The organism is Algoriphagus sp. PAP.12, assembly GCF_026652115.1.
In the GTDB taxonomy this organism is placed as follows: Bacteria; Bacteroidota; Bacteroidia; order Cytophagales; family Cyclobacteriaceae; genus Algoriphagus.
This window is the reverse complement of the sequence record NZ_JAPPSQ010000046.1, coordinates 1-4,245: the sequence shown is the minus strand read 5'-3', so window position 1 is coordinate 4,245 and position 4,245 is coordinate 1. Positions and strand designations below refer to the sequence as shown.

Genomic DNA, 4,245 nt, shown 5'->3' with positions numbered 1-4,245 from the left:
AATGTAATAACCAGCTAAACTATAAAGGAAAAAGGGAGCAATTTGATTGCTCTCTTTTTAATTTTAATCTGCTGTTTTCGTACTGTCCGAAATGAGATTATTGATCTCTTTTAATTCCTTAGAGGTTAAATCTCGCCACTTACCTGTAGGAAGATCCAAGTGAACATTCATGATTCTAACCCGGATCAATTGTGTTACTGAATAACCTAGATATTCGCACATTCTACGAATTTGCCGATTCAATCCTTGAGTAAGAATAATTCTGAACTTTCTTTTACTTATTCGTTCAACCTTACATCTTTTAGTAACGGTGCCAAGTATTGGTATGCCAGAAGCCATTCTATTTACAAAACGATCATCAATAGGTTTGTCAACAGTAACGATGTACTCTTTTTCATGATTGTTTGCAGCTCTAAGAATCTTGTTGACGATATCTCCTTCACTTGTAAGAAATATCAGTCCTTCGCTGTCCTTGTCTAATCTCCCAATTGGGAATATTCTGTTACTGTGATTGATATAATCAATGATGTTGTTTTTTTCACCTTTAGTATCTGTCGTTGAGACAATTCCAACAGGTTTATTGAAAGCGATGTAGGTATGATCTTGAATAGGCTTGCCAACAGGTTTTCCATCTACTTCAACTTGGTCGTTAGGTCCTACTTTTGTCCCCAGTTCCGGTTTTTTACCATTGATGGTGATTCTTCCTTTTTCCAGGAGCTTATCTGCTTCTCGTCGAGAACAAAAACCTACCTCACTCAAATATTTGTTAATTCGTATATACTGATCCTGACTCATAAAAAAAGTGGATTAGGCTGACAAGTTACGCCAACTAATCCACTCAATAAAATGGAAAGAAAGAATAGAGCTTATTCCCCTGATGTCGATGTCTTTTCTGGTGATTTTGCCAAAAGCTTACTTTCTTGGCCAGTTTGAATTGTTGCTAATGTCTTTAGAACAATTGATTTGGTAGACTCAAAGGCAATTTTGTTTTCTTGAGATATAGGTTCAGAAGGTGGTAGTTTCTCTCTTAGCCAATCTTCTTGTTTGCCAAACTTCCAAAATCTAAAACACAAATGTGGACCGGTAGCTAGGCCTGTACTGCCCACGTATCCAATTACTTGGCCTTGTTTTACCCTTGTTCCTGGCTTGATCCCTTTCCCAATCTTAGACATATGCAGATATTGGGTAGTATAGGTTCCATTATGTTTGATTTTTACATAGTTACCATTTGCAGAGGTGTATTTGGCATCCGTAACTGTTCCATCTCCTACAGCTCTGATTTCAGTACCGGTTGGCGCAGCATAATCCGTTCCGAGATGAGCTTTGTATCGTTTTTGTACTGGATGAAATCTTCTTTTACTATAACGGGAGCTGATTCTTGAATACTTCAATGGGTCTCTCAAGAACGCCTTTTTTAGGCTATTCCCATCTTGATCAAAAAAGTTTACTTCCCCGTTTTGCTCAAAGGGGATGGCATGAAATTCTTCACCCCTGTGTTGGAAATATGCGGATTTGATATCCCCCATGCCGATTACCTCTCCGTCTATCATTTTTACATCATAGACTACCTTAAATTCGTCTCCAGCCTGCAAAGCACCAAAGTCCACAGACCAACCATATAAGTCGGCAAATTGATCAATGACGTCATACCCAACTTCTTGCTTGAGCATTTCTGTTGAAAGGTTGCTGTTTTTTAGAATCGTACCTCCAACCTCTTTCTGAATATATTCTACTGGCTTCTCGGCTTTGTAAATGTCTAAGCTATCCAAGTCAAAAACCACATACTCAGATGGATTTGGTTCATAAATGAAAAATCTTGCTTGAACACTATCAGAAGGGGTTAGAACAGTAAATTTCTTGTTGGTTGCAATTCCTCTGACATCGAAAACTTCTTTTGACTTTTTGGCTATCTCATCAATGATTTGATAAGGCACATTAAATGGGCTAAGGATAGTCGCTAAAGTCTGATTTCTACTGACCTTTCCTTCGACAATATTTAAACCGGTAACATTAATTCCATAAAGAAAAATCTCCTTAGATTTTTCAATAGCAGTGCTATCAAAAGCAATCTCTTCTTCAATGATTACGGGTTGAGGTTTTGGTGAAAACTGGAGCCAGGCAGCTATTGCAATTGCAGCACACAATGCAACTAAACCTATCCTTTTTGTTGTCATAGTTAGGCGAGAAATTTGACTAGATTTGAATTAACCTTCAAGCAAGGGAAAATAGGCCTTAAAAGCAAATTTTTGAAGGTTTTCAGCTTCAAAACGATACGCAATTTCTGTTCCTGATTTTAAGCTTTTTAATCCAATCTCTATAAAATAATTTTTAGGTACTATATCTAAACGCTACAAAGTTTATTTCCATATTCAATTTCCAAGTTTTTATTCTAATCAAAACAAAAGAATGATGGCTTACTCTCCGTCATTTATTTATCTTTGACGCTCCAAAAAATTATTACTCGATTATGCTGAGATCGCATTCCTGTGGTGAATTACGCCTCGAAAACGTCAATCAAGAAGTCAAATTAGCTGGCTGGGTTCAGCGTGTAAGAAATAAAGGTGGACTTATCTGGGTCGATTTGAGGGACCGATATGGGGTTACTCAGTTGATTTTTGAAGAAGGAAGTACTGATAAAGCTCTATTGGAAAAAGCTGCGCAATTAGGCCGTGAATTTGTAGTTCAGGCATCAGGGGTGGTTATTGAGCGTACTTCCAAAAATGACAAAATCCCAACTGGATCAATTGAAGTGAAAGTGGCAGAACTTACTGTTTTGAATCCTGCGAAGGTTCCCCCATTTATCATAGAAGATGAAACAGATGGCGGTGATGATCTTAGAATGAAGTATAGATACCTGGATTTGAGAAGAGGGGTTGTCCGCGAAAAGCTTCAGTTGAGACATCGTATGATGCAGGAGACTAGAAAATACATGGATGCTGAGGATTTCATTGAAGTAGAAACTCCTGTTTTGATCAAATCTACACCTGAAGGTGCCCGCGATTTTGTGGTGCCTAGCAGAGTCAATCCGGGTGAATTTTATGCTTTGCCTCAATCTCCTCAAACCTTTAAGCAATTGCTAATGGTTTCTGGTTTTGATAGGTATTTTCAAATCGTCAAGTGTTTTAGAGATGAGGACTTGAGAGCAGATAGACAGCCTGAATTCACTCAGATAGACTGTGAAATGTCTTTTGTTGAGCAAGAAGATATTTTGAGCACATTCGAAGGGTTAACCAAGCATCTCTTCAGAGAGGTGAAAGGAGTCGAGTTGGAAGAAGTAAAGAGAATGACCTTTGCTGATGCCATGAAATATTATGGTAATGACAAGCCTGACGTTCGTTTCGATATGAAATTTGTCGAGCTGAATGAAGTGGCTCAAGGCAAAGGTTTCGGAATTTTTGATAGCGCTGAGTTGGTAGTGGGGATTTGCCCAAAAGGAGCAGCAGAATATACCAGAAAGCAATTGGACGCTTTGACAGAATGGGTGAAAAGACCTCAAATCGGAGCAAAAGGTTTGGTATATGTAAAATATAACGCTGACGGAAGTCTAAAATCTACTGTAGATAAATTCTTTGATCAGGAAGCTCTTGGTGCTTGGGCCGAAAAATTCGGGGCTGAGCCAGGAGATCTCATGCTTGTTTTGAGTGGCGATACCAAAACTGTAAGAAAACAACTTTCTGAACTTCGCTTAAAAATGGGTGAGGATTTAGGACTGCGTGATAGATCTGTTTTCAAACCACTTTGGGTGGTTGATTTCCCATTATTTGAATGGGATGATGAGACCAATAGATTCCACGCAATGCACCATCCTTTTACCTCTCCAAAGAAAGAAGATATCGCCTTGCTGGAGACAGATCCAGGAGCAGTTCGTGCCAATGCTTATGACTTGGTCATCAATGGCGTTGAAATTGGAGGAGGATCTATCCGAATTCATGATAAAGCGACACAAAAATTGATGTTTAAACATCTTGGTTTTACAGATGAGGAGGCACAAAAGCAATTTGGTTTCTTAATGGAAGCATTCGAATACGGAGCTCCACCACATGGCGGAATTGCATTTGGATTTGATAGACTATGCGCAATATTCGGCGGATCTGATTCTATTAGAGATTATATAGCCTTCCCTAAAAACAACTCAGGTAGGGATGTGATGATTGATTCACCAAGCACTATTGCGGACGATCAATTGGAGGAACTCTCCATCAAAGTTGATTTGAAAAGTTAAATGAAAGCTGCCTTCGGGCAGCT

At 38.8% G+C, this 4,245-nt stretch carries 3 protein-coding genes; 1 reads left to right on the top strand and 2 read right to left on the bottom strand.

Annotated elements, in window-relative coordinates; all coding sequences use genetic code 11:
* Positions 1-63 precede the first annotated feature (63 nt).
* Both rluF and O0V13_RS21255 read right to left on the bottom strand, forming a co-directional pair.
* Positions 64-795, bottom strand: a complete 732-nt coding sequence (gene rluF / locus O0V13_RS21260) for a 23S rRNA pseudouridine(2604) synthase RluF (RefSeq protein ID WP_268037032.1) — start codon at positions 793-795, stop codon at positions 64-66.
* A 71-nt stretch (positions 796-866) separates the two neighbouring features.
* Complete coding sequence (locus tag O0V13_RS21255) at positions 867-2,174, bottom strand: peptidoglycan DD-metalloendopeptidase family protein (RefSeq protein WP_268037031.1); 1,308 nt, start codon at positions 2,172-2,174, stop codon at positions 867-869.
* Positions 2,175-2,467: 293 nt separating this feature from the next.
* Between O0V13_RS21255 and aspS the strand changes: the two genes are divergently transcribed.
* Entirely contained in the window at positions 2,468-4,222 is a 1,755-nt protein-coding gene (gene aspS / locus O0V13_RS21250; protein ID WP_268037030.1) for an aspartate--tRNA ligase, read from the top strand.
* Positions 4,223-4,245: the final 23 nt, after the last annotated feature.

Coding starts and splice junctions, on each gene's coding strand:
- aspS (WP_268037030.1), top strand. CDS start 2,468: ATGCTGAGATCGCATTCCTGTGGTGAATTACGCCTCGAAAACGTCAAT.
- O0V13_RS21255 (WP_268037031.1), bottom strand. CDS start 2,174: ATGACAACAAAAAGGATAGGTTTAGTTGCATTGTGTGCTGCAATTGCA.
- rluF (WP_268037032.1), bottom strand. CDS start 795: ATGAGTCAGGATCAGTATATACGAATTAACAAATATTTGAGTGAGGTA.